The sequence below is a fragment of the Pseudomonas sp. UFMG81 genome (assembly GCF_015354575.1).
Lineage (GTDB): Bacteria > Pseudomonadota > Gammaproteobacteria > Pseudomonadales > Pseudomonadaceae > Aquipseudomonas.
In genome coordinates, this window is record NZ_JACAFQ010000003.1 from 1 (window position 1) to 24,119 (window position 24,119).

Here is a 24,119-nt window from a genome sequence, read left to right on the forward strand (position 1 = left end):
CACCGCCACCGCCACCACCCGCACCTGCGCTTAATTCTGGCGCGGCTGTAACCTATGGAGGGGGAGGTACAAGACCTATAGTCGTGCCGCTCCCAGAGGGGCCGATCGCACGAGTCGACATCGGCCCTCTGGAATTTCCTGACGCGAATCAAGATAGTTACGGTTGCAGTTCGGCAACTCAAGATGGGTATTACTAAGAGGGGTTTCGGCCTCTAACGCCAGAGCAATCTGAATACATCAATTAAAGGAGCGTCATGCAGTATCTGATATCGGACCACAAGCAGTTACCCGATAGAGAAAAGGCCGTGGGGTACCTTGCCTTTGGCGTGTCGGGCTTGTTATTCGCGTGCCTGTATTTACTGTTTTGGGAGCAGTACCACGAGCCTGATTATGCACGTTGGATCGAGGTCCCGGGAAAGTTGAACGGCGATGGCACGTCATGGAAGGCAGACACTAAGCTGCTGATATTCGGTGTGCGGTTTACGCTGCCAGGCGAGGCAAAGTCTCAGGTTCGACCCGTCTATGCCGACGTGAAGGCCTTCCGTGAAGCCAGAGTACGCATAGGTACTCCTGTGACGCTAACCGTCGAGCCTCGACAGGATGAGGTAATCGTTCGCGAAGTGGTGATGCTTGATGGCCGGGTGCTGTATGACGATAGCCTCTATCACCACGTGGTCTCGGCCAATAATGCTCAGGCCCTGCGCGTCATGGTCCCTCTCTCCATCATTTCACCGATCGCCTTGGTGCTTGCCGCAATCCTCTGGTTCCGCAACGAAGGTGCTTGCGAGGGTGAACCCTGAACCAATCGATGCCCGTACTCTCGATCAGAGCGTACGGGCATTCTCGTTCAGGCAGGTTTTCTGCCCTGAGGCAGTGGCTTGCATGCCCATTGATCAGTTGGAGTGGACAGCCGGCTTTTGAACGACTTAACTGTGGCCACGTTGTGGCTACAAATTGCCCGGAGGTCCCATGGCCCATACAGAAGTCGTCCGCACGCGGATCGATAGCGAACTGAAGACCAATGCAACCAGAATCCTGGATGAGATGGGCATCACCGTCTCGCAGGCTATCCGCATGATGTTGGTGCAGGTCGTGCAGACCAAAGCACTGCCGTTCGAGGTAAAGGCCCTCACGCTCAACGACCGAGCCAGGCAGGTGATGGAGGCTCAGGACCGCGAACCGGTCGTACAGGCGCACGATAGCGCCGAAGCGCTGTTCAAGGATCTGGGTGTGTGAGTGGCTCGAACAGGTAGCCGTGCGGGCCGGTCTGTTCCAGCGTGATGGTTCCGGCAGTGGTGTCGCATTGGTAGATCAGCCACCAATCGAAACCGATAAGGCAGCACCAGCGCCCAGGGGCACCCACCAGCTGGCCGTCGCAATGCCGAGGAGGCAAGGGGCGTTGTTGTTCAAGATGGCGGACAACGGACTTGAATGCGGCAATGTCCGGTTCCCTGGCCAGTTGATGCTGGAAGTCGGACCTGAATTGAGCGGTTGTCTGGATCTTGAACATGGCGAGCTCGCTGCCAGTTGAGCGACGGGAGCTTCGGGTATCGCGAGCACTCCATGTTCGCTTGAACGGGCCGCGTCCTGCGGCCCGGCAAAGCTTAGTGACCTCCCTGGATTGCCCGCGGGAAAGAGTGAGTCGAGGTTTTTCCGTTTACCGCCTAGCGTCTGAGAGGTTTGCCGCAGACCACCACGAGCCCCTCACCTCGCGCGCGTGCCAGCAACTCTTCGGTATCGTCCCCACCCGGCAGCGCCAGCACCAGGTCAGGCCGGCTGTCGCGCAGCATGAACACATTGCGCAGGCGCTCGGCCAATTTGCCGTGCAGTTGCCAGTTGGGCGGGTAGCGGACGATGTCGGCGCCATGCTCGCGCGCCCAGCCTTCGATTTCTCCGCCCAGGTGCTGGCTGCCGCCATGGATCAGCACCAGGATCGGGCATTGGCGCTGCACGTCATCCAGCGCCTGGCGGCAACGTTGGTTGTCGGCGTAGTTGCGCCCCGCACAGATCAGTACACGCATGCCCACCCCCTCAGAACCACTGGCCGAAGCGGCGGATGTACAGGGTCTTCATGCCCTGGGCCACCAGGCAGTAGCCCAGCAGGGTGGCGGCCAGCCAAGGGAAGTATTCCCACGGCAGCGGCACCAGCCCGACCATCGCCCCCAGTGGCGAGAACGGGATGTAGATACCCAGGCACATCACCAGGCCGGTCGCCAGGATCACCGGCAACGCTGCGGTGCTCTGGAAGAACGGCACCTTGCGGGTGCGCAGCATGTGCACCACCAGCGTCTGCGACAACAGCCCCTCGACGAACCAGCCGGACTGGAACAGCGCCTGCATTTCCACGCTGTTGGCGGCGAACACGTACCACATCAGGGCGAAGGTGGTGATGTCGAAGATCGACGAGGTGGGGCCGATCCACAGCATGAAGCGGCCGATGTTGCCCGCATCCCACTTGCGTGGCTGGCGCAGAAATTCCTTGTCCATGCGATCCCAGGGCAGCGACAGCTGGGAGAAGTCATACATCAGGTTCTGCAGCAGCAGGTGGATCGCCAGCATCGGCATGAAGGGGATGAAGGCGCTGGCCACCAGCACCGAGAACACGTTGCCGAAGTTGGAACTGGCGGTCATGCACAGGTACTTCATGATGTTGCCGAAGGTTTCGCGGCCTTTGAGCACGCCTTCTTCCAGCACCATCAGGCTCTTTTCCAAGAGGATGATATCGGCCGATTCCTTGGCGATATCGGTGCCGCTGTCCACCGAGATACCCACGTCGGCATCACGCAGGGCCGGGGCATCGTTGATGCCGTCGCCGAGGAAGCCCACGGTATGGCCGTTGCTTTGCAGCGCCTTGAGCACCCGCGACTTCTGCAGCGGGGTGAGCTTGGCGAACACCGTGCGTTCTTCGACCAGCGCCTTGAGCTGGGTGTCGTCCAGGCGCTCGATGTCCTGGCCGAGCAGTGGCTGGCCGGGCTCCAGGCCCACTTCACGGCAGACCTTGCAGGTGACCACGGGGTTGTCACCGGTGAGCACCTTCACACTCACGCCCATCTCGCGCAGTGCGGCAATGGCAGGGCCGGCAGTTTCCTTGGGCGGGTCGAGGAAGGTCAGCAAGCCCCGGATCACCAGCGCTTGCTCGTCGTCGGTGTGGTACTGAGCCTTGCTTTCGGCGGCCGGAATGTCGCGGGTAGCGACCAGCAGCACGCGGAAGCCGTCGTGGTTGAAGGTGCTGGCCGTGGCCAGCAGTTGCTGGCGCTGCGCGTCATCGAGGGGAACGCGCCGGCCGTCATCCTCCACATGCGTGGCGATGGCGAGCATTTCCTCGACCGCACCTTTGCTCACCATCAGGTGATCGCCTTGTGCATTCTTGACGATCACCGACAGGCGCCGACGAATGAAGTCGAAGGGCAGTTCATCGACCTTGGCGTAGGCGTACGGCGGCTGGAACCCAGTGTTTTCGCCGGCGAAGCGCAGCACGGCCTGGTCCATCAGGTTCTTCACGCCGCTCTGGTGGTGGCTGTTGAGCCAGGCCAGTTCGAGCAGGTGCGGGTCGCTGCGGCCGCTGGGGGCGACGTGGTGCTCGAGGATGATGCGGTCCTGGGTGAGGGTGCCGGTCTTGTCGGTGCACAGCACGTCCATCGAACCGAAGTTCTGGATGGCGTTGAGGCGTTTGACCACCACCTTGCGCCGGGCCATGGCCACGGCGCCCTTGGCCAAGTTGGCGCTGACGATCATCGGCAGCATTTCCGGGGTAAGGCCCACGGCTACGGCCAGGGCGAACAGGAAGGCGTCGCTCCAGTCGCCCTTGACCACGCCGTTGAGCACGAACACCACCGGCACCATCACCAGCATGAAACGGATCAACAGGCCGCTGACGCTGTTCACCCCACGGTCGAAGGCAGTCTGGCTGCGCGAGCCGGCGATGGCCTTGGCCAGCGAGCCGAAGTAGGTGCGCTTGCCGGTGGCCACCACCACGGCGCGGGCGCGGCCGCTGACCACGTTGGTGCCCATGAAGCCGATGTTGGGCAGGTCGAGCAGGTTGCCTTGGTCGCTGGTGTTGTCGGCAGCGGACTTCTGCGCGACATGGCCGAGGGTGTCGTACTTTTCCACAGGCAGCGCTTCGCCAGTGAGCACGGCCTGGCTGATGAACAGGTCGCGCGATTCGATCAGGCGGATGTCGGCGGGGATCATGTCGCCGGCGGCCAGTTGTACGATATCGCCGGCCACCAGTTCGTTCATAGGGACTTCACGCAGGCGCGCGGGGCGGTCCTGGCGTTCGCGGCGCAGCACGGTAGCGGTGGTGCGGACCATCGCCTTGAGCGCTTCGGCGGCCTTGCTCGAGCGGTACTCCTGCCAGAAGCGCAGCAGGCCGCTGACGCTGACCATGGTGAGGATGATGATGACCTTGGTCAGGTCCAGATCGTCGAGGTCACCGGCGCGCAGCGGCAGCCAGTAATCGGTGACGAAGCTGATGGCGGCAAGGGTGAGCAAAACATAGATGAAGGGGTTGTGCAGGGCCTTGAGCAGTTGCACCAGGGCCGGTTGCGGTTTGTCGTGGGCGACTTCGTTGGCGCCGTCGCGTTGCAGGCGCTTGGCGGCTTCGTGCTCGGTCAGGCCCAGTTCGCTGGCGTCGAGGTTGGCGAGGGTCACGGCCAGGCCGTTGCGCGCTTCGCGGGCGGCACGCATGGACAGGCGAGCGTCCTGGGATGTGGTGGTGTTGCGGTCTTTTACGGTCATTTGGCTGTGCTCCTGCCGCAGGAGGCGGCACGACACACAGTCGACTCACGGTTGGGCGGGTGAGTGAGCGTGTCTCGGGCCGCGATCATTCGATCGGTGAAAAGCGTTGTTTTTCCGGCGGTTGCAAGTTCGCTGGCGAGTGCCGGGATTAATATCGGCAGCGAACGTTCTACTGGCGGAGTCCATGGCGGTGTTATTCCTCTGATAAGTTGCAGGCAATAAGTGGTCGGCGAACTTTAATAATTAAAAGTTCGTGCTTTATTGGGGGTGAATCACTGTTTAAGTGGCGACGCGCCCGTCAGCCCAAGCTCAACAAGGCGCGCCATCGACTCGGAGGCTCCTGGCTTTCGTCAGCGTGCCAGTGCAGGCGTAGCGCATCGTTGTCGGCTTGCGATAGCCAGGTGGCACGCAGGCGCGCGCCATGCAAGAGAGGCGTGGGGAAGGGCGGCAGCGCCGCGCAGGCATTGGTGTGCAGCGCCGTGGGGCAGGCGTGCAGGCAGGTGCGGATAAAGGTGATGAGGTTCATGAGCTTGCCTCCGACCGGGCTGGCACCCGGGGCGGCAAGCTACGGCGGAGCATCAGGCTCTGGCGCGGCTTGCCCAGCCAGGGAGGCGGGCCCGGAGTTCCGGTTCAAGTGCCTGGCAGCTATGGGCGGCCAGGCAGCGACTAGATACTGTGTCCATTGAATTCTTCGTGAGTTGAAATAAAGGCCCGGCATTTCGGGCGGGTGAACTTTATGCAAAGCATAGCGGCCAAGTCAACCCGCAAGGTGAAACTTAATTAAGTTTCATCTGGTTTAATCAATGCAACTATATGTAGGAAGTTTCAACGGCAGGTCAGGTCCCAGCTGGAGCGGCAAGGCCGCTCCAACGTCAGGGTGGTTATTGCTCTGGCGTTGGCGCGATCCGCGCTTCCAGCTCGGCGAACTGTTTCTCCAGCGCTTCGAGGCGAGCACGGGTACGGGCGAGCACCACCATCTGGCTGTCGAATTCCTCGCGGCTGACCAGGTCGAGCTTGCTGAAGGCCCCTTGCATCAACACCTTGAACTGGCTCTCCAGTTCGGCGCGCGGCTGCGCGGTGTCACCGCTGAACAGGCGCGAGGCCTGGTCGCTCAGGGCATCGAGAAGGGCTTTGGGCGCGAGCATGTGTGGTTATCCGCTGGTCACTGAAAGACCCGCAGTGTAGCACGCCACCCCGGCGCCCCTGGCTTGCACGGTTTTCGCGCAGGGCGGCGAAACGCCGCGCACCGAATCTGTGCGCTTTTCTCCTGCTGGCGACTGGCCAATCCCGAGTGATTCACGCAACTACCTGTTTCCCGGTGCTTTCCCGTACCTGGCAAGCTTTCTGCAAAGACCTGATCGAGCCGTGCACTGATGCAGTCCCTGGTGACCAGGCAGTGCGCAGGCCCAGAGGGAAGGTTCTTCGTCACAGCCGGATCGTGCGTCGGCGGGGAGGATGGAGCCGACGACGCGTTACAAAGCCAGGCGCTGCGCTTAGACTTGAGACGGGTTTGTTTTCCTGGGGCAAGTCCACCAAATCGGGAGAGAGTTTCATGAAGCTAGTCACTGCCATCATCAAGCCGTTCAAGTTGGACGACGTGCGCGAATCGCTGTCGGAAATCGGCGTGCAGGGCATCACCGTGACCGAAGTCAAAGGCTTCGGCCGGCAGAAGGGTCACACCGAGCTGTACCGCGGCGCCGAATACGTGGTCGATTTCCTGCCCAAGGTGAAGATCGATGTCGCGATCGACGACAAAGACCTTGATCGGGTGATCGAAGCCATCACCAAGGCGGCCAACACTGGCAAGATCGGCGACGGCAAGATCTTCGTGGTCAATCTGGAGCAGGCGATCCGCATCCGTACCGGCGAAACCGATACCGACGCGATCTAAGCCAAGCGCTACAAAAAAGCCTCACCAAACCCAACGCCCCAGGAGAAAACAACATGACTCTGCGTAAGATCGCAGGGCTAGGAGCCCTATTGTCCCTCGTAATGCCAGGGCTGGCCCTGGCCGAGGAAACGGCCGCCCCGGTGCTGAATTCCGGCGACACCGCCTGGATGCTCACCTCGACGGCACTGGTCCTGTTCATGACCATCCCGGGCCTGGCCCTGTTCTACGGCGGCATGGTGCGCTCGAAGAACGTGCTGTCGGTGATGATGCAGTGCTTTGCCATCACCGGGTTGATCAGCATCCTGTGGGTCATCTACGGCTACAGCCTCGCCTTCGATACCACCGGTATGGAAAAGGGCGTGCTCAACTTCAATTCCTTCATCGGTGGCTTCTCCAAGGCCTTCCTCAACGGCGTCACGCCGTCGGGCCTGACCTCGGCCACCGCGCTGTTCCCCGAGGCGGTGTTCATCACCTTCCAGATGACCTTCGCCATCATCACCCCGGCGCTGATCGTCGGTGCCTTCGCCGAACGCATGAAGTTCTCGGCCATGCTGATCTTCATGGGCGTGTGGTTCACCCTGGTCTATGCACCGATCGCGCACATGGTCTGGAGCGGTGACGGCGCGCTGATGTGGGACTGGGGCGTACTGGATTTCGCCGGCGGTACCGTGGTGCACATCAACGCTGGTATCGCTGGCCTGGTCTGCTGCCTGGTACTGGGCAAGCGCAAAGGCTACCCGACCACGCCGATGGCGCCGCACAACCTGGGCTACACCCTGATGGGCGCGGCCATGCTGTGGATCGGCTGGTTCGGCTTCAACGCAGGCTCTGCCGCCGCAGCCAACGGCACCGCCGGCATGGCCATGCTGGTCACCCAGATCGCCACCGCTGCCGCAGCAATGGGCTGGATGTTCGCCGAGTGGGTCTTCCACGGTAAACCAAGCGCACTGGGCATCGCCTCGGGCGTGGTCGCTGGTCTGGTCGCCATCACTCCGGCCGCCGGCACCGTCGGCCCGATGGGCGCGCTGGTGATCGGCCTGGTGTCCGGTGTGGTCTGCTACTTCTGCGCCACCAGCCTCAAGCGCAAGCTCGGCTATGACGACTCCCTCGACGCCTTCGGCGTGCACGGCATCGGCGGCATCATCGGCGCGCTGTTGACCGGTGTGTTCGCAGCGCCCGCCCTGGGTGGCTTCGGTGCGGTCACCGACATCGCCGCGCAGTTCTGGATCCAGGCCAAGGGCGTGCTGTTCACCGTGGTCTACACCGCCATCGTCACCTACGTGATCCTCAAGGTGCTGGACCTGGTGATGGGCCTGCGGGTCAACGAAGAAGAAGAGTCGGTTGGCCTCGACCTGGCTCAGCACAACGAGCGCGGCTACAACCTGTAACCGCCACGCGGGAAAACTTGCCCGGTTCGCCGGGCATTTTTTTGCCTGTAATTTGCCGTTTTGCGCCGTGCAAACGGTTTCGCTGTCCTGTTCGCGACCCGGGTTGAAAACTTACAAGTCATCGAGCGTTTCTGGTGCTTTGCTTTTTCTGCGAGCGCGCTAGAATGCGCGCCGAAGGGTGTGGGACGAGTAGCCCGCACACTTCGCTACCCTTTGCTAGGCTTGCCAGTAGCCTGTGGCCAGCTAGGGTCAAGACAGTTTTGTCAGGCCTTGCCAGGAGCAGGGCCTGCAGGGTGCCGAAGCCCCATCAGGAGGCGGACACCCAGGGCAGTGGCCAACCCACGGCCAGTTGAATTTTCACTGGTGGCTGCCGGTCTACGGCTGCACCGGTCTATAACTAACCTGCTTTTCGCAAGTCATGAGGTAGAACATGAGCGACGACGATCTGGAAAATGATGACCTCGAAGTAGGCGACGAAGACGAGGCTGATGAAGGCCTTGAAGCGGCTGCTGACGATGGCGCGGAAGATGCTGGCGATGACGACAGCAGCCCCGCACCGGCTGCCAAGGGCAAGTCCAAAGCCGCAGTCTCGGTAGATGAGATGCCGAGCATGGAAGCCAAGCAGAAGGAGCGTGATGCCCTGGCCAAGGCGATGGAGGAATTCCTTTCGCGCGGTGGCAAGGTGCAGGAAGTCGAGGCCAACGTGGTCGCCGACCCGCCCAAGAAGCCGGACAACAAGTACGGCAGCCGCCCTATCTGAGTGGTTGAATACAAAAAAGCCCGCCGTCGCTGCGGGCTTTTTTGTGGCTGTCAGTCAGGTTGGCGTATTCCCTGTAGGAGCGGCCTTGCCGGTCCGGCGCCCCGGCAAGGCCGCTCCTACAGGGAAGCATGGAAGACAACTGCGGCCCCTCTCAGCGCCAGCGCGCCAGCACGTCGGGCAATTGCGACAACCGCTGGATCTGGGCATCCGGCGCCTGCTCGCCGGCCCAGACCTTGCCCTGCGGGTTGAACCACACCGCCCGCAACCCGGCGCGTTGGGCCCCGGCGATGTCGTCGCCCGGGTGGTCGCCAACGTGCACCGCAGCTTGCGCGTCCACTTCACCGAGTTTCAGCGCCTCCAGGAACGGCGCCGGGTCCGGTTTGCCAATACCCAGGTCCTCGGCGCACAAGGCAAAGCGGAAGTAGTCCGCCAGCCCCAGCCGGCGCACGTCGGCATTGCCGTTGGTAACCACCCCGAGCACGTAGTGATGGCGCAAGATCTCCAGCACCGGCTGCACCTCGGGGAACACCTCGACCTGGTGCCGCGCGTGCAGGAACACTTCGAAGCCTTCGTTGGCCAGCGCCTGGGCATGTTTCTCGCTGTAGCCCACCTCTTCCAGGGCATGGAACAGCACGCGTCGGCGCAGCGCGCTGATGCGGTGTTTGAGGCCGGGCTCGGCCTGCACCAGGCGTTCGCGGATGGCGAACAGGTGCTCGACCGGCACGCCCCCCAGCACGGGTGCGTTGGCCGCGAGCCAGTCGCGCAGGACGATCTCGGCACTGGCGATCACCGGTGCGGTGTCCCACAGGGTGTCGTCCAGGTCGAAGGTGATCAGCTTGATGCTCATGAGTCTGTGCCTTTGCTGCGTTTGGCCCGGGGGTGGGCGCTGTCGTACACCGCGGCCAGGTGCTGGAAGTCCAGGTGGGTATAGATCTGCGTGGTGCTGATGTCGGCATGGCCGAGCATCTCCTGCACCGCGCGCAGGTCCTGGGACGATTCCAGCAGATGGCTGGCGAAGGAATGGCGAAGCATGTGCGGGTGCAGGTGCTGGCCCAGCTCGCGTTCGCCGACGGTCTTGACCCGTTGCTGGATGGCCCGTGGGCTCAGGCGCTTGCCCTGGCGGGTGATGAACACCGCACCGTCCAGGGGGCTGCCGATACCCCGCAGACGCAGCCATTGCTGCAGCGCCTCGCGGGCCTTGCGCCCGACCGGCAGCACGCGGCTCTTGCTGCCTTTGCCAAGCACCTGGACCAGCCCGCCGGTCAGGTCCAGGCACTCGAGGTCGAGACCGGCCAGTTCCGACAGGCGCAGGCCGGAGGAGTAGAACAGTTCGAGCATGGCTTGGTCGCGGCGGGCGATGAAGTCGTCATCCACGCCACCGTCCAGCAGTTGCAGGGCGCGGTCGGTGTCGAGCACCTTGGGCAGGCGCCGCTCACCTTTGGGGGGCGCCAGGCCGTTGGCCGGGTCGTGCTGGCACAGCCCTTCGCGAACGAGGTAGCGGTACAGCCCGCGCACCGCCGAGAGCAGCCGTGCCAGGCTGCGCGAAGATTGGCCATGGTGGTGCAGGCGTGCCACCAGTTGACGCAGCTGCTGCACCTGTAGCCCAGGCCAGTCGGCAATGCCCTGGCTGTTGCAGAACTCGATGACTTTCGCCAGGTCGCGGCGGTAGGCCAGCAGGGTGTGCTCGGACACCTGGCGCTCGTTGCGCAGGTGCGCGCAATAAGCCTCCAGCTGGCGTTCCATCAACGCACCGAGCGCAGCGTCTGGGTAAAGCGCGGCAGCACCCGGCCGAGTACTTCGGCGATATAGCTGAGGAACAGGGTGCCGACGCTGCTTTTATAGTGCTGCGGGTCGCGGCTGCCGATCGCCAGCACACCGTGCAGCCCCTGGTATTCGAGGGTGACCACGGCGCTGGAGCCGACTTCCTTGTGTTGCTCGCTGCCGAACAGGAAGGCCAGCTCGTGCTCGCGCAGGCTGCCGCTGACGGTCTTGCCGCCACCGATCAACCCGCCAATGGCCTGCTGCGCCTCGCTGCCGGGTACCCAACGGCCGACGGGCGCGGCGTTCTCGCCGAACAGGATCAGGCTGACGAAGGGCACCTGGAACTCCTGGCGCAGGCTGTCCTCGACCGCCATCACCACGTCTTCCAGGCTGTTGGCGTCCAGCAGGTCGAGGATCAGCCGGCGGGTCTTGTCGAACAGCCGATCGTTGTCGCGGGCCACGTCCATCAGTTGCGACAGGCGATGACGCATCTCGATGTTGCGGTCGCGCAGCAGCTTGAGCTGGCGCTCCACCAGCGACACGCTGTCACCGCGCTGGTGGGGGATGTGCTGCTCGACCAGCAGCTCGTCGTGCTCGGCGAAGAACGTGGGGTGGGCGCGCAGGTAGGCGACCACGGTGTCGACGTCGAGCTCGGGTGCTGCGTTTGGCTGATCGGTCATGGCGGATACTCGCTTAGAGACGAACTTGTCCTTCGAAGACGCGCACGGCAGGGCCGGTCATCAGCACCGGCGTGCCTGGGCCGTCCCACTCGATGTTGAGGCGCCCGCCTGGCAGGTCGATGGTCACTGGCGAGTCCATCCAGCCCTGGCTGATGGCCGCCACGGCCGCAGCACAGGCGCCGGTCCCGCAGGCCAGGGTCTCGCCCGCGCCACGTTCCCAGACCCGCAGGTTGGCGCGGTGACGGTCGACGACCTGGATGAAACCGGCGTTGACCCGCTGCGGGAAGCGCGGGTGGTGCTCGATCTTCGGCCCCAGTTCGTGCACCGGTGCGCTGCGCACGTCATCGACGCGCAGCACCGAATGCGGGTTGCCCATGGACACGGCGGCGATCTGATGGTGCTGGCCATCGACTTCCAGCGGGTAGCTGGTGGCCTGTTGGTCGGCAACGAACGGGATCTCGGCCGGGGTGAAGCGTGGCGGGCCCATGTCGACGCAGACCTGGCCGTCGTTGCGCACATCGAGCTCGATAACGCCGCCCTTGGTTTCGACACGGATGCGTTTCTTGGCGGTCAGGCGCTTGTCCAGCACGAAGCGGGCGAAGCAGCGCGCGCCGTTGCCGCACTGTTCGACTTCGGAGCCGTCGGCGTTGAAGATCCGGTAGCGGAAGTCGACGTCCGGGTTGTTCGGGGCCTCGACGATCAGCAGCTGGTCGAAGCCGATGCCGGTGTTGCGGTCACCCCATTGCTTGGCGTGCTTGGGTTGGATGTGCGCGTGCTGGCTGACCAGGTCGAGGACCATGAAGTCGTTGCCCAGCCCGTGCATTTTGGTGAAGCGCAGCAGCATGGGGTCACTCCGGCAGCAGGCTTTCGCCGGCGAACAGCTCGGCAATGGTCTCGCGGCGACGCACTTCGAAGGCCTGGTCAGCATCGACCAGCACTTCGGCGCAGCGGCCACGGGTGTTGTAGTTCGAGCTCATGACGAAACCATAGGCGCCCGCCGACCGCACGGCCAGCAAGTCGCCTTCGGCGAGGTTCATCACCCGCTCCTTGGCCAGGAAGTCACCGGTCTCGCAGATCGGCCCGACCAGGTCGTAGGCACGGCCTTCACCTTCGCGTGGCTTGACCGCGCTGACCCCCATCCAGGCCTGGTACAGGGCTGGGCGGATCAGGTCGTTCATGGCCGCGTCGATGATGGCGAAGTCCTTGTGCTCGGTGTGCTTGAGGTATTCCACGCGGGTCAGCAGCACGCCGGCGTTGGCCACGATGTAGCGGCCCGGTTCGAACACCAGGGCCAGCTCGCGGTCACCCACGCGCTCGCGGATAGCCTTGATGTAGTCGGCCAGCACCGGTGGCTGTTCGTCGCGATAGCGCACGCCAACGCCACCACCGAGGTCGAGGTGCCGTAGGTGGATGCCGCATTCGGCCAGGCGGTCGACCAATACCAGCAAGCGGTCCAGGGCATCGAGGAAGGGTTCGACGGTGGTCAGTTGCGAACCGATGTGGCAGTCGACGCCAACCACGTCCAGGTTAGGCAGTTGCGCGGCGCGCACGTAGATCGCTTCGGCATCGGCGATGGCGATGCCGAACTTGTTCTCTTTGAGGCCGGTGGAGATGTAGGGGTGGGTACCGGCATCGACGTCCGGGTTCACCCGCAGCGACACCGGGGCCACCTTGCCCAGTTCGGCGGCCACCACTTGCAGGCGCTCGAGCTCGTCGGTGGACTCGACGTTGAAGCAGTGCACGCCGACCTCCAGGGCGCGGCGCATGTCTTCGCGGGTCTTGCCGACGCCGGAGAACACCACGCGGTCGGCGCGCCCGCCTGCCGCCAGCACGCGCTCCAGCTCACCACCGGAAACGATGTCGAAACCCGCGCCCAGGCGGGCCAGCAGGTTCAGCACGCCGAGGTTGGAGTTGGCCTTGACCGCGAAGCAGACCAGGTGCTCGGTGCCTTGCAAGGCGTCGGTGTAGCTACGGTACTGGGCCTCGATATGAGCGCGCGAGTACACGTAGGTGGGGGTACCGAACCGTTCGGCGATGGCCGTCAGGGCCACGCCCTCGGCGAACAGTTCGCCGCCGCGGTAGTTGAACGCATCCATGGGATTTCCTTACTGCGCGGGAGACGCTTCAGGCTGCTCTTGCTCTTCCTGCGGTGCCTGTTGGGCCGGCTGGGCGTGCTTGTGCTGGTGCGACTTGCTTGGGCCTTTGCCATTCTTGCCGTCTTCAGGCAGGTACAGGGGGCCTTTCTGACCGCAGGCCGAAACGAGGCAGGCAACCGCGACCAGTGCCGCGAGGGAGGAAATCAGGCGTTTCATGGGTGAAATCCTTGGAAATATGCAGTATTGCGGCCGAGTATACCGAGCGACCACCTGATTGCCTATGCAAGGGCCGGCCCGCCTGGCGGGCTATCCTTGGGCTATCACTGCTGGCCCGTTCGCGGCGGAACCCACTCCCACAAAGGCCGCCACAGCTTCTGTGGGAGCGGGTTTACCCGTGAACAGGTCGAAGCAGTCATCCGCTAGTCTTTGCATTCAGCCGCCAGCGCCCGTATCTTCCCCGCCTTGCTTGTAACGCAGCCAATTTTCGAGGTCCTTGCAATGAGTTTGAGCGAAGCGCGTTTCCACGACCTGGTCGACGCGACCCAACAGGCCCTGGAAGACCTGTTCGACGAGAGCGGCCTGGACCTGGACATGGAGAACTCCGCCGGTGTCCTGACCATCAAGTTCGACAACGGCAGCCAACTGATCTTCAGCCGCCAGGAGCCGCTGCGCCAGCTGTGGCTGGCCGACCGCTCCGGTGGGTTCCACTTCGACTACGACGAAGAGAGCGGCAAGTGGGTGTGCGAGAAAAGCGAGGAGCTGCTGGGCGAGATGCTCGAACGCATCGTCTGGGAGCGTGCCGGCGAAAAGCTGGACTTCGACGAGATCTGAAGATGAGCACCCCGCCGCGGCCCCCAAAGCCGCTCTACAGCAATGTCAGCCCAGCGGTGCCGTCACCTTGTATCAGCGTATGTCGGCTGGACGAGCACAAGGTCTGCACCGGCTGTCACCGTCACGTCGAGCATATTCGCGAGTGGCGTGCGGCCGACGATGAGCGGCGCCGGCAGATTTGCCGCGAGGCCCTGGCCATCAAGGCGCAGGCACAGGCATAACCACAACGAAGTTGCGGGCTTGAGTATTTGCCCCGCTGTGGTAGTGTCGGGTTCTGCGTCGGTGACGCCAAAGCATTCACAAACCCCGCCCTTGGGCGGGGTTTTGCTTTATCTGCCTCAAGTAAATTGTCTGTTCAAAGGAGTCTGACTGGATCATGAGCACCAAGCCTTCCCTCACCCTCACCCGCTTGGACGTGCAGCGTCTCGAGCGCCTGCTCGACAGCCTCGATGAAAGCACCCCGGGTGTGCTCGCCCTGCAGGACGAGCTGGACCGTGCCGAGCAGGTGGTCGGTCACGAAGAGGTGCCGGCAGGGGTGGTGACCATGAATTCGCGCGTGCACTGCCGTGAGATCGCCAGTGGCAAGGATTACCACCTGACCCTGGTCTACCCGAAGGACGCCGGCCCCGAGGGCAATGTGTCGATCCTCGCGCCGATTGGTTGCGCGTTGCTGGGCCTGTCGGTGGGCGACCAGATCGACTGGCCGGCTCCGGGCGGCAAGACCCTCAAGCTGGAACTGCTGGCGGTGGAGTACCAGCCCGAAGCGGCAGGCGATTTCGACCTCTGATCCTGCGGCCGATTACCTGCCCTGTAGGAGCCAGCTTTGCTGGCGAACCACTCTCTGCGGGCTGTTGGCCAGCAAGGCTGGCTCCTACAGGGGGCCTTGCAATTCTTCCAGCCCATCGTTCAAAGCTTGCTCCAGTTCACGCTTGTAGCGCAGATAGAGGCTGGTCGAGCCCTGTTCGTCCCCCAGCAGTTCGGACAAGTCCAGGTCGGTGATGTAGCACCGGTAACTGCCGGCACCGCGGCGTTGGCCCAGGATCTGCTGGGCGACCACGCTGTACAGCTGGTCACCGTGCTCCAGTTCGGAAAACTCCTGTTGGTCGCAATAGAGCGTGACGTGTACCGCGTCGCCCGCGCCCGCCTGGAGAATCGCCTGCACCTCGTAGTAGGGCTGGTTGCGGCCGTCCTTGGGCGTCGGCCGCGGTTCCAGGGTGCGCGCCCTGCCAACACCGGACGGCAGCAATTGGTAGTAGCGAATCGCCAGGGCCGACTGTTGCAGGCTGTCCAGCGGTAGCTGTGCGTCGCGGCGCATCACCATCGATCGCAGGAAGCGCTGCAGCGGCAACAGCAGGTGCTGCTCGTCCTGCAGCGGCAGGCGTTGCTGCCACAGGGCATTGTGCTCGTCGAGCACATACAGGTCGGCCCAGCCCTCGAACAGGCGATAGAACACCTGGATGCAGTCGGGATGCCCCTGCTCGAGGACAAGCGGCAGGTCGTGGTCTTGCAGCGCATGGGGGTCCAGGTAGAGCGGGCTGTAGCAGCCGCGATCCTCGCCGAGCGCCTCGAGCACCGCGTCGTAGTCGTCCAGGGTGGCCAGGGTGACCTGCCCAGGCAGCAGCTCCAGCACGTGGGTGTGCTGGGCCACTTGCAGCAGGTAGCGGTGGCCCAGGCGCTGGTCGAGGAGCAATTGCACGGTGTCGAAGATACCCTCGACCCGCTGGGCGATGGCGTGGGCACGATTGTGGCAGTAACACCGCACCCGTACTCGCGGTCGGTGGCTGCGCTGGCCCAGGCTGTTGAGAAAGTCGCGCAGGCAGCGCACCAGTGCGTTTTCGCCGTCGTAGCGCTGTACTAGCACCTCGTTCCAGCTGTTGAGCGTGACCTGGTCAAGCGTCAGTACCAGGTTCTCGCGCACCCCTGCGTAGCTCAGCGAATCGGTACGCTCCGTGGTCATCAGGATGTTCAGGTCGCGATGGTGGCGCAGCGGGTCCAGGCCCACGTTGACCAACAGGAGGATTTCATCGGCCATGCTGGGCTGCAACAGGCGTACTTCACTGACCGGTTCGAGCGGCAGCGGGATGCTCTGTTGCAGGCTGCCGATCAGGTTGAACAGCTCGAACTCGCTGAGGTCGCTGGCCCCTGGGTGCAGGGCGATCCGCGTGCTGCTGTCGATCACGCCGTTGCGGTGTGCCCAGGTCAGCAGTTCGAGCAGTTCGCGGCAACGCTTGATCGGGCTGAAGTGCTCCCACTCGTGCACGCCGAGGCTGCCGTTGTACAGCCCCCAGTGATGGCAGCCCGGTTCCTTGCGGTTGGGCGCGTTCACCAGCGTGAGGGTGTCCTCGGCCAGGTCTGGGGCGATCCCGGGGTTGATCACCTCGATCTTGCCGGCGCGCCGCTCGAAGGCGGCGTAGAGACGCCGGCCAAGGACGTTGAGGTCGCGCTGGTCGGCACGGCTGCTGGCGTCCTGGTCGCGGGCGAACTGGGCCAGGAAGCGGTAGCAGTGGTTCAGTTCCGCCACCAGTTCGCGGCGTTCCACCGCCACCTGGCGCACCTTCCACTGGCTACGGCTGTCGAGCAAGGCCAGTTGGCGCTCGTCCCAGCCCCATTCCTCGACCAGTTTCGCCAGCAGTTGGCGCTGCCAACCACTGCTGCGGGCGCTGGCGCCGGTGAGCTTCTTGTTGACTTTCAGGTAGAGGCTGCGCCTGGCCAGTTCCAGGCGTTCGGTTTCGCCACGCTGCTGAAGGTAGCGTTCGATACGGCGGTAGACCATCACGTAGGGGTCGAGCTCGTCGAGCTCCAGGCGATTGGCAAACACCGCCTGCTTGTAGTCCAGGCTCAGGCAGCGCACCTCAGGGTGTTCGCTGGCATAGGCCTCGGTGAGCAGCAGTTTGAGCAGCGATTTGTAGGGTGAGTCGATGCCTTTGTACAACTGCCAAAGCCCGGCACCGACGTATTCCCCCGCAGGGATGTGCGCCAGGTGGCCAAGGTCGAGATCGTCGCGGGCGCGAATGAAGCGCTTGGACAAAAGGGTCTGGGTATAGGCGCGGTAGTTATGCTCCTGGTACACCGGCACCAGCCACCACAGCGGGGTGCGCCCGGCCAGCCAGAGGGCGGTGCGGTAAAACTCGTCGAGCAGCAGGTAATGCTGGGTGGTGCCGCAATCGTCGGAACTGAGCTGGCTGTCGCGTTCGCCTTGGACGAACCCCTGCGGCTCGATCAGGAACAGATGCGCTTCGGCGCCTTGGCTGGCGGCCCAGGCCTCGAGCAGCTGGCATTTGCGCCGCAGCTCGGCCTGCGCCGGTTCGGGCAGGTCGGGCGCATGGCATACCCACAGGTCCATGTCGCTCTGCTCGGCCTGGGCCAGGGTGCCGAGGCTGCCCATCAAGAACAGCCCATGGATCGGCTGTGGTGGGTTGCCGTGGCGGGCTTTGTAGGTGAACGAGCGGGTCAGGCGCTGGGCCTCGGCCAGCAGCTCCTCGTCCGGCTCGAAGCCTGAGATGCCGGCTGGCGTGTTGCCGGAGACATAGCCCGGGAGCAGGGGATGATTGACGTGGAGGAACAGCGGCAACAGCGTGAGTACCAGCTGTTGGCGCGTGGACAGCCCTTCCCTCGCCCGTGCCAGGCGGCCTTGGTTGATCTTCAGAAAGCGTGCGCGCAGCCTCGACAGTTCCTTGCGGTCGATGCCTTGATCGATGTCGGGGCGGATTTCGTGGGGGTGGGTCATTGCGCGCTCAGGCAGGCCGGTGGGGCAGTGCCGAGTTTAGCCTGAGTGGCGGGGTCGGATAAGCGTTAAATGATTTTTTGGCGCCAGTAATCCAGCGCTTGTGCGGGCCTCATCGCCGGCAAGCCGGCTCCCACAGGCACGGTGCTGTCAGGTGTGGGAGCCGGCTTGCCGGCGATGGCTGCACCACGAATCTCAGGCGGGTTGTGGGGTTTTCAGGATGGTCAGCAGCAATTGGACGCTTTCGGCGGCATCGTTGCCGAGGCTGGTGAGGTAGCCGCCATCGGGCTGGTCGGTCAGCTCTTTCTCATACAGGCGCTTGGCGGCGGCGATCAGGGCGGGGGGCGCGCTGCTGCCAACCTTGATGCCTTCCTGGTGGCTGTCCAGGTTGAACAGGGCGAGGACTTCCAGTTCGGCGATCAATTCGGGGGTGAAGGACATAAGGCGACTCCTGACTTCCAGACAAGGATGGAAGTCAGGAGTGTAGTCAGGCTTATTCGATATCGCCTTGATCCGCCTCAGGTGGCAGCTCCGGCAGGGCGCGCAGGGCGGCTTCGTACCACTCGGTATTGAACGCGCGGTCCGCATCGAGCATGGCGTCGATCTCGATGGCCAGCACATGAGCCATGAGGTTGAGGATGTCTTCGCGCTCGTAGCCGACCAGGGTCAGCTTGTTGAATGTGGCCTTGGCCGCAGGCGGCTCGCCGCTTTCGATCTGGTTCTCGATGGCCTGGGTCAGCGTGGCCTCGGCGAAGTCTTCTTCATCATTGTTGTCGATGTCTTGGGGTTCGCTCATGGCGGTGCTCCTGTGGTGAAGCGCACAGTGTGCCATGCCCGCCGCGCCAATGCCCGGCCATCGACGTCGCCCATGACGCTGGCCAAGGGTGGGGAAGGGGGCTATAACAGCCGGGCCATCCCCACACGGCCTGGAGGCTGTCTCAATGCTCAAGCTTCATGGATTCGCGGTCAGCAACTACTACAACATGGTCAAGCTGGCGCTGTTGGCGAAAGGGCTGCCATTCGAAGAAGTGCCATTCTTCGGCGGCCAGATGCCCCAGGCCCTGGCGATCAGCCCGCGCGGCAAGGTGCCGGTGCTGGAGACCGAGCACGGCTTCCTCAGCGAGACCGGGGTGATCCTCGACTACATCGAGCAGACCCAGCCCGGCACGCCGTTGCTGCCTGCCGACGCCTTCGGCCAGGCCAAGGTGCGCGAGCTGCTGAGGGAGATCGAGCTGTACATCGAATTGCCGGCGCGCACCTGCTACGCCGAGGCGTTCTTCGGCGCGGCGGTGGAGCCGCTGATCAAGGAGCGTGCCCGGGCCGACCTGCTGGCGGGCTTCGCCACCCTCAAGCGCAATGGCAAGTTCGCCCCTTACGTGGCGGGCGAGCAGATGACCATCGCCGACCTGATGTTCTGCTTCTCGGTGGACCTGGCCTGCGCGGTGGGCAAGAAGGTGCTGAACATCGACTTCCTGGAGGACTTCCCGCAGGCGAAGGCGTTGCTGCAGCTGCTGGGGGACAACCCGCACATGGCGAAGATCGTGGCGGACAAGGACGCGGCGATGCCGGCGTTCATTGAGATGGTGAAAAGCGGTAAGCGTTGAATCTGGAGAAGGGGCTGTGCTGTGCAGCCCATTCGCCGGCAAGCCGGCTCCCACATCTTGCGCGGTATCTGTAGGAGCGGCCTTGTGTCGCGAAAGGGCTGCATAGCAGCCCCGGCGATCTTGGGCGTACTCGAGAACCTGGGGGCGCTGCGCACCCCTTTCGCGACACAAGGCCGCTCCTACAGAAGATCTGTGCCAGGCAGTTGCTCCCACAGGGATTGCGCAGACGCCAGAGCAGCGCTGCACCTGTGGGAGCGGCGGTTCGCCGCCGCGATTTACCCGCGAACGAGGGCGAAGCCCTCGCGTTGCTGCTTAGCGCGAAGCCAGCAGTTCCTTGCCGCGCACCACGGCCGCACGCACCTGCGCAGGCGCCGTACCGCCGATGTGGTTACGGGCGTTGACCGAGCCTTCCAGAGTCAGCACGGCGAACACGTCCTGCTCGATCTGGTCGCTGAACTGGCGCAGCTCGTCCAGGCTCATCTCGGCCAGGTCCTTGCCAGTGTCCACCCCGTACTTCACCGCGTGGCCAACGATTTCGTGGCAATCGCGGAACGGCAGGCCACGGCGCACCAGGTAGTCGGCGAGGTCGGTGGCGGTGGAGAAGCCGCGCAGGGCCGCTTCACGCATGATCGCGTGCTTGGGCTTGATCGCCGGGATCATGTCGGCAAAGGCACGCAGCGAGTCGCGCAGGGTGTCGGCGGCGTCGAACAACGGCTCTTTATCTTCCTGGTTGTCCTTGTTGTAGGCCAGCGGTTGGCCTTTCATCAGGGTCAGCAGGCCGGTCAGGGCGCCGAACACGCGGCCACTCTTGCCACGTACCAGTTCCGGTACGTCCGGGTTCTTCTTCTGCGGCATGATCGAGCTGCCGGTGCAGAAGCGATCGGGCAGGTCGATGAACTGGAACTGGGCGCTGGTCCACAGCACCAGCTCTTCGGAGAACCGCGACAGGTGCATCATGGCGATGCTGGCGGCAGCGCAGAATTCGATGGCGAAGTCACGGTCCGACACGCCGTCCAGCGAGTTGCCGGCCACGGCTTCGAAGCCCAGCAGCTTGCAGGTCAGTTCGCGGTCGATCGGGTAGGTGGTGCCGGCCAGCGCGGCGCTGCCCAGCGGCATGCGGTTGGCGCGCTTGCGGCAATCGACCAGGCGTTCGTAGTCACGGCTGAGCATTTCGAACCAGGCCAGCAGGTGGTGGCCGAAGGTCACTGGTTGTGCGGTCTGCAGGTGGGTGAAGCCGGGCATGATGGTCTCGGCTTCGCGCTCGGCCTGCTCCAGCAGGCCCTGTTGCAGGCGGGTGATCTCGGCAAGAATGAGGTCGATCTCATCGCGCAGCCACAGGCGGATATCGGTGGCCACCTGGTCGTTGCGGCTGCGGCCGGTGTGCAGCTTCTTACCGGTGATGCCGATGCGGTCGGTCAGGCGCGCCTCGATGTTCATGTGCACGTCTTCCAGGTCGACGCGCCAGTCGAAGCTGCCGGCCTCGATTTCGCCCTGGATGGTTTTCAGGCCATCGATGATCGCGTCGCGTTCGACGGTGGTGAGCACGCCGACCTGCGCCAGCATGGTGGCGTGGGCGATCGAACCCATGATGTCGTGGCGGTACAGGCGCTTGTCGAAATCGACCGAGGCGGTGAAACGGGCGACGAAGGCGTCGACGGGCTCACTGAAGCGGCCGCCCCAGGACTGATTGGTCTTGTCGGTGCTCATGGATTCACTCGTTGAAGGCGTGAACGGAAAAAAGTGCCGCGATCATAGCAGGGTTGCGCGTGCCGACGCAGGGGCGCTGGTCGACAGAATCCTCTGATAGAAGGGGCGCACGGCATATTCAACGATTGAACGGCAGTGTTCCACGGACCGTCTACAGTTGGACAAAGGACTGGCGGTGAATCTGCCAGGCCAGTGAATCTTTGGCCTTCGCACCGGTCTGTAGCGTGACCGCTTACCAGTCACCCCACACCTGTCTACGCTATACCCGTGCGAGACTCACTCAGGAATCCAGCGCAATTATGAATGTCCTGATCGTTGATGACGAACCCCAAGCCCGCGAACGCCTGAGCCGGCTGCTCGGCGAGCTGGAGGGCTACACCGTGATGGAGCCCAGCGCCACCAACGGCGAGGAGGCCCTGGCACTGATCGAGAGCCTCAAGCCCGATGTGGTGCTGCTGGATATTGGCATGCCGGGCCTCGATGGCCTGCAGGTCGCCGCCAGGCTGTGCGAGCGCGAGGCGCCGCCGGCGGTGGTGTTCTGCACCGGTGATGACGAATACGGCCCCGAGGCCTTCAAAGACAGCACCCTCAGCCACGTGACCAAACCCATTCAACCCCAGGCCCTGCGCGATGCCCTGCGCAAGGCCGAAAAACCCAACCGCGCACAGCTGGCAGCCTTGACCAGGCCAGGCACGGAAGGTGGTGGCCCGCGCAGCCATATCAGTGCGCGGACCCGTAAGGGCATCGAGTTGATCCCTCTGCCGCAAGTGATCTACTTCATCGCCGACCACAAGTACGTCACCTTGCGCCACGAGGCCGGCGAGGTGCTGCTCGACGAGCCGCTCAAGGCACTGGAGGACGAGTTCGGCGAACGTTTCGTGCGGATTCACCGCAATGCCCTGGTCGCCCGCGAGCGTATCGAGAAGCTGCAACGCACGCCGTTGGGGCATTTCCAGCTCTATCTCAAGGGCCTCGACGGCGATGCGCTGACCGTGAGCCGGCGCCATGTGGCCGGCGTGCGCAAGATGATGCAGTCATTGCACTGACGCTTTCGCGGGTAAACCCGCTCCCACGGGCTGGCGATCTACCCTGTGGGAGCGGGTTTACCCGCGTAGGGGCGCTACGCAATCCTGATCTGAATCTGCGGGAACCATGGGAGGAGCTGTTATGATCGGCAGCATTTCTCTGGTTCGGGGCGTTCCATGTCCACTCGCGAAATCCGCATTGCCACCCGTAAAAGTGCCTTGGCCCTGTGGCAGGCCGAGTATGTAAAAGCCCGCCTGGAGCAGGCTCACCCAGGCCTGCTGGTCACCCTGGTGCCAATGGTCAGCCGTGGCGACAAGCTGCTCGACGCACCCTTGGCGAAAATCGGCGGCAAGGGCCTGTTCGTCAAGGAGCTGGAAACCGCACTGCTCGACAACGAAGCCGACATCGCCGTGCATTCGATGAAGGACGTGCCCATGGACTTCCCCGAGGGCCTGGGCCTGTACTGCATCTGCGAGCGCGAAGACCCGCGCGACGCCTTTGTCTCCAACACCTTCAAAAGCCTCGAGGCGTTGCCGGCCGGCAGCATCGTCGGCACCTCCAGCCTGCGCCGCCAGGCCCAGTTGCTGGCGCGTCGCCCCGACCTGCAAATCCGCTTCCTGCGCGGCAACGTCAACACGCGCCTGGCCAAGCTCGATGCCGGCGAATACGACGCCATCATCCTCGCTGCCGCCGGCCTGATCCGCCTGGGCTTCGAGGACCGCATCACCGATACCATCAGCGTCGACGACAGCCTACCGGCGGGCGGCCAGGGTGCGGTGGGCATCGAGTGCCGCAGCGCCGATCATGAAATCCACGCCTTGCTGGCCCCCCTGCACCATGCCGATACCGCCGACCGGGTGGTCGCCGAGCGCGCCTTGAACAAGCGCCTGAATGGTGGCTGCCAGGTGCCGATCGCCTGCTACGCGGTGCTTGAAGGCGAGCAGCTGTGGCTGCGCGGCCTGGTCGGCCAGCCTTCCGGCGGCACCCTGCTGGTGGCCGATGCGCGCGCCCCGCGTGCCAGTGCCGAGGCGCTGGGGGTGCAGGTCGCCGAAGACCTGCTCGGCCAGGGCGCCGAGGCGATTCTCAAGGAAGTCTACGGCGAGGCCGGCCACCCGTGAGCCCTTGGCGCCTGCTGCTGACCCGGCCCGAAGAGGACTGTGCGGCACTGGCGCTGTCGCTGGCCGAGGCGGGCATCGCCAGCGCCAGCCTGCCGTTGCTGGCCATCGAAGCGCTCGCGCCGAGCCCCGCGCAGCAACAGTGCCTGCGCGACATCGGCCAGGCCAGGGCGATCATCGTGGTCAGCAAACCGGCTGCACGACTGCTGCTGGAACGGCTCGAGCAGGCGGGTATCGAGCCGCCGGGCACCGGCTGGTTCACGGTAGGCGAGGCGACCGCGCGGGTCCTTCAGGATCGCGGGCTGTTGGTGACATACCCTACAGCTGGCGATGACAGTGAGGCCTTGCTCGGCCTGCCTGCCCTACGCAAAGCTATCGCTCTTCCTACGCCGCGCGTCCTGATCGTCCGTGGTGTGGGAGGTCGCGAACTGCTGGCCGAGCGTCTTGCAGAGCAAGGTGCTAGTGTCGATTATCTGGAACTGTATCGCCGCTGCCTGCCGGAGTACCCGCTGGGTACCTTGGCGCACTGCGTCGATGGGGAACGCCTCAACGGCCTGGTGGTCAGCAGTGGGCAGGGGCTTGAACACCTGCATCGGCTGGCCGGGGCGGATTGGCCGAGGCTGGCGGGCCTGCCGTTGTTCGTACCCAGCCCCCGCGTGGCCGAACAGGCCCGTGCGCTGGGTGCTCGAAGAATTGTGGATTGCCGTGGCGCCAGCGCCGCGGCATTGCTGGCAGCCGTGCAGCACACCGCTGCACCTGCCCCTTGAGGCGCTAAGCTTGAGCGATGCGCCACCATGCA

At 64.0% G+C, this 24,119-nt stretch carries 27 protein-coding genes; 12 read left to right on the forward strand and 15 right to left on the reverse strand.

The annotated features are described in order from the left end of the window. Nucleotides 1–254 precede the first annotated feature (254 nt). Nucleotides 255–800: a hypothetical protein gene (locus IX761_RS03040; RefSeq protein ID WP_194788167.1), complete on the forward strand. Its 546-nt coding sequence runs from the start codon at nt 255–257 to the stop codon at nt 798–800. A 169-nt stretch (nt 801–969) separates the two neighbouring features. Continuing rightward, nucleotides 970–1,236, forward strand: coding sequence for a type II toxin-antitoxin system RelB/DinJ family antitoxin (locus IX761_RS03045; RefSeq protein ID WP_194788168.1), 267 nt, complete (start codon nt 970–972; stop codon nt 1,234–1,236). Here IX761_RS03045 and IX761_RS03050 read toward each other — a convergent pair. The 5 genes from IX761_RS03050 to IX761_RS03070 form a co-directional block, all read right to left on the reverse strand. Further along, nucleotides 1,217–1,510 (reverse strand): type II toxin-antitoxin system YafQ family toxin, encoded by a 294-nt coding sequence (locus tag IX761_RS03050; RefSeq protein ID WP_194788169.1) that lies wholly within the window; start codon nt 1,508–1,510, stop codon nt 1,217–1,219. The genes IX761_RS03045 and IX761_RS03050 overlap by 20 nt on opposite strands. Nucleotides 1,511–1,664: 154 nt before the next feature. After that, nucleotides 1,665–2,021, reverse strand: a complete 357-nt coding sequence (locus IX761_RS03055) for a DUF2493 domain-containing protein (RefSeq protein WP_194788170.1) — start codon at nt 2,019–2,021, stop codon at nt 1,665–1,667. Nucleotides 2,022–2,031: 10 nt separating this feature from the next. After that, a complete protein-coding gene (mgtA, locus tag IX761_RS03060) occupies nt 2,032–4,737 on the reverse strand; it encodes a magnesium-translocating P-type ATPase (protein WP_194788171.1) in 2,706 nt (901 codons plus the stop codon). Nucleotides 4,738–5,035: 298 nt separating this feature from the next. Beyond that, nucleotides 5,036–5,263 carry a hypothetical protein gene (locus IX761_RS03065; RefSeq protein WP_194788172.1) on the reverse strand — a complete coding sequence of 76 codons (228 nt, stop codon included), beginning with the start codon at nt 5,261–5,263 and terminating at the stop codon, nt 5,036–5,038. Nucleotides 5,264–5,618: 355 nt separating this feature from the next. After that, nucleotides 5,619–5,882, reverse strand: coding sequence for an accessory factor UbiK family protein (locus IX761_RS03070; RefSeq protein WP_194788173.1), 264 nt, complete (start codon nt 5,880–5,882; stop codon nt 5,619–5,621). A gap of 407 nt (nt 5,883–6,289) precedes the next feature. Between IX761_RS03070 and glnK the strand changes: the two genes are divergently transcribed. The 3 genes from glnK to sutA all read left to right on the forward strand — a co-directional run bounded on the left by glnK (nt 6,290) and on the right by sutA (nt 8,776). Continuing rightward, nucleotides 6,290–6,628: a P-II family nitrogen regulator gene (gene glnK / locus IX761_RS03075; RefSeq protein ID WP_002555808.1), complete on the forward strand. Its 339-nt coding sequence runs from the start codon at nt 6,290–6,292 to the stop codon at nt 6,626–6,628. A 53-nt stretch (nt 6,629–6,681) separates the two neighbouring features. Continuing rightward, a complete protein-coding gene (locus tag IX761_RS03080; protein WP_194788174.1) occupies nt 6,682–8,016 on the forward strand; it encodes an ammonium transporter in 1,335 nt (444 codons plus the stop codon). Nucleotides 8,017–8,446: 430 nt separating this feature from the next. Beyond that, nucleotides 8,447–8,776: a transcriptional regulator SutA gene (sutA, locus tag IX761_RS03085; RefSeq protein WP_011536349.1), complete on the forward strand. Its 330-nt coding sequence runs from the start codon at nt 8,447–8,449 to the stop codon at nt 8,774–8,776. Nucleotides 8,777–8,927: 151 nt separating this feature from the next. Here sutA and IX761_RS03090 read toward each other — a convergent pair whose 3' ends face one another. From IX761_RS03090 to lptM, 6 genes are read right to left on the reverse strand one after another with little or no spacing between them, the layout of a single operon-like run. After that, nucleotides 8,928–9,623 (reverse strand): HAD family hydrolase, encoded by a 696-nt coding sequence (locus tag IX761_RS03090; RefSeq protein ID WP_194788175.1) that lies wholly within the window; start codon nt 9,621–9,623, stop codon nt 8,928–8,930. Further along, a complete protein-coding gene (gene xerC / locus IX761_RS03095) occupies nt 9,620–10,519 on the reverse strand; it encodes a tyrosine recombinase XerC (RefSeq protein ID WP_194788176.1) in 900 nt (299 codons plus the stop codon). The genes IX761_RS03090 and xerC overlap by 4 nt, the downstream gene beginning before the upstream one ends. Then, complete coding sequence (locus IX761_RS03100) at nt 10,519–11,217, reverse strand: DUF484 family protein (RefSeq protein WP_194788177.1); 699 nt, start codon at nt 11,215–11,217, stop codon at nt 10,519–10,521. The genes xerC and IX761_RS03100 overlap by 1 nt, the downstream gene beginning before the upstream one ends. A gap of 13 nt (nt 11,218–11,230) precedes the next feature. Continuing rightward, nucleotides 11,231–12,061: a diaminopimelate epimerase gene (dapF, locus tag IX761_RS03105; protein ID WP_194788178.1), complete on the reverse strand. Its 831-nt coding sequence runs from the start codon at nt 12,059–12,061 to the stop codon at nt 11,231–11,233. Between the two features lie 4 nt (nt 12,062–12,065). After that, on the reverse strand, nt 12,066–13,313 hold the full coding sequence (gene lysA / locus IX761_RS03110; protein ID WP_194788179.1) for a diaminopimelate decarboxylase: 1,248 nt from the start codon (nt 13,311–13,313) through the stop codon (nt 12,066–12,068). Nucleotides 13,314–13,322: 9 nt separating this feature from the next. Beyond that, entirely contained in the window at nt 13,323–13,529 is a 207-nt protein-coding gene (gene lptM, locus IX761_RS03115; protein WP_194788180.1) for an LPS translocon maturation chaperone LptM, read from the reverse strand. A 282-nt stretch (nt 13,530–13,811) separates the two neighbouring features. On the opposite strand from lptM, the gene cyaY reads away from it, so the two are divergent. From cyaY to rnk, 3 genes are all read left to right on the forward strand, one after another. Further along, nucleotides 13,812–14,144, forward strand: a complete 333-nt coding sequence (gene cyaY / locus IX761_RS03120; protein ID WP_012312194.1) for an iron donor protein CyaY — start codon at nt 13,812–13,814, stop codon at nt 14,142–14,144. A 2-nt stretch (nt 14,145–14,146) separates the two neighbouring features. Then, the gene (locus tag IX761_RS03125; protein ID WP_194788181.1) at nt 14,147–14,365 is read left to right on the forward strand and encodes a DUF1289 domain-containing protein; all 219 of its coding nucleotides are present in this window, start codon (nt 14,147–14,149) and stop codon (nt 14,363–14,365) included. A 155-nt stretch (nt 14,366–14,520) separates the two neighbouring features. Further along, nucleotides 14,521–14,931, forward strand: coding sequence for a nucleoside diphosphate kinase regulator (rnk, locus tag IX761_RS03130; RefSeq protein ID WP_194788182.1), 411 nt, complete (start codon nt 14,521–14,523; stop codon nt 14,929–14,931). Between the two features lie 84 nt (nt 14,932–15,015). On the opposite strand, the gene IX761_RS03135 is transcribed toward rnk, so the two are convergent. From IX761_RS03135 to IX761_RS03145, 3 genes are all read right to left on the reverse strand, one after another. Beyond that, a complete protein-coding gene (locus tag IX761_RS03135) occupies nt 15,016–17,871 on the reverse strand; it encodes a class I adenylate cyclase (RefSeq protein WP_194788183.1) in 2,856 nt (951 codons plus the stop codon). 192 nt (nt 17,872–18,063) lie between these two features. Then, entirely contained in the window at nt 18,064–18,309 is a 246-nt protein-coding gene (locus IX761_RS03140) for a TIGR02647 family protein (RefSeq protein WP_194788184.1), read from the reverse strand. A 52-nt stretch (nt 18,310–18,361) separates the two neighbouring features. Next, nucleotides 18,362–18,664 (reverse strand): hypothetical protein, encoded by a 303-nt coding sequence (locus tag IX761_RS03145; RefSeq protein ID WP_194788185.1) that lies wholly within the window; start codon nt 18,662–18,664, stop codon nt 18,362–18,364. A gap of 145 nt (nt 18,665–18,809) precedes the next feature. Between IX761_RS03145 and IX761_RS03150 the strand changes: the two genes are divergently transcribed. Continuing rightward, nucleotides 18,810–19,472, forward strand: a complete 663-nt coding sequence (locus IX761_RS03150; RefSeq protein ID WP_194788186.1) for a glutathione S-transferase — start codon at nt 18,810–18,812, stop codon at nt 19,470–19,472. Between the two features lie 312 nt (nt 19,473–19,784). Here IX761_RS03150 and argH read toward each other — a convergent pair whose 3' ends face one another. Next, nucleotides 19,785–21,179, reverse strand: coding sequence for an argininosuccinate lyase (gene argH, locus IX761_RS03155; protein WP_194788187.1), 1,395 nt, complete (start codon nt 21,177–21,179; stop codon nt 19,785–19,787). A gap of 299 nt (nt 21,180–21,478) precedes the next feature. Between argH and IX761_RS03160 the strand changes: the two genes are divergently transcribed. The 3 genes from IX761_RS03160 to IX761_RS03170 all read left to right on the forward strand — a co-directional run bounded on the left by IX761_RS03160 (nt 21,479) and on the right by IX761_RS03170 (nt 24,087). Then, nucleotides 21,479–22,225, forward strand: coding sequence for a LytR/AlgR family response regulator transcription factor (locus IX761_RS03160; protein ID WP_194788188.1), 747 nt, complete (start codon nt 21,479–21,481; stop codon nt 22,223–22,225). Between the two features lie 156 nt (nt 22,226–22,381). After that, nucleotides 22,382–23,323 carry a hydroxymethylbilane synthase gene (gene hemC, locus IX761_RS03165; protein ID WP_194788189.1) on the forward strand — a complete coding sequence of 314 codons (942 nt, stop codon included), beginning with the start codon at nt 22,382–22,384 and terminating at the stop codon, nt 23,321–23,323. Then, nucleotides 23,320–24,087: a uroporphyrinogen-III synthase gene (locus IX761_RS03170; RefSeq protein WP_194788190.1), complete on the forward strand. Its 768-nt coding sequence runs from the start codon at nt 23,320–23,322 to the stop codon at nt 24,085–24,087. Before hemC ends, IX761_RS03170 begins: the two co-directional genes overlap by 4 nt. Nucleotides 24,088–24,119: the final 32 nt, after the last annotated feature.